The 267-nt window shown below is 71.2% G+C and carries 1 protein-coding gene; it reads right to left on the reverse strand.

The features are described 5' to 3' along the window. Positions 1–267 (reverse strand): CurL C-terminal domain-containing protein (locus VT52_RS38370; protein ID WP_167377790.1); only part of this gene is annotated, 267 nt, incomplete at both ends.

A 267-nucleotide genomic window follows, 5' to 3' on the forward strand; every position in this document is an offset into this window, starting at 1 on the left:
TTTTCCGGTGGGGGTGGCGGTGCCTGTGATGATGCCGGGGTGGTTGTCGCCTTGTGCCAGCGCGGCGAGTGCGGTGTGGAGTTCGTCGGGGTTCTGGCCGAGGATGACGGCGCGGTGGGGGTGGTGGGTGCGTGTGGTGGCCAGGGCGTGGCCGATGGCTGCGGGGTGCTGGTCGGGGTGCCGGTGGACGTGGTCGAGGAGGCGTGCGGCCTGGGCACTCAGGGCCGTCTCGGTCTTCGCCGAGACCGGCCACGCGAAGACAGAAGG

Origin of the sequence: Streptomyces malaysiense (assembly GCF_000980885.2) — a bacterium.
Taxonomy (GTDB): domain Bacteria; phylum Actinomycetota; class Actinomycetes; order Streptomycetales; family Streptomycetaceae; genus Streptomyces; species Streptomyces malaysiense.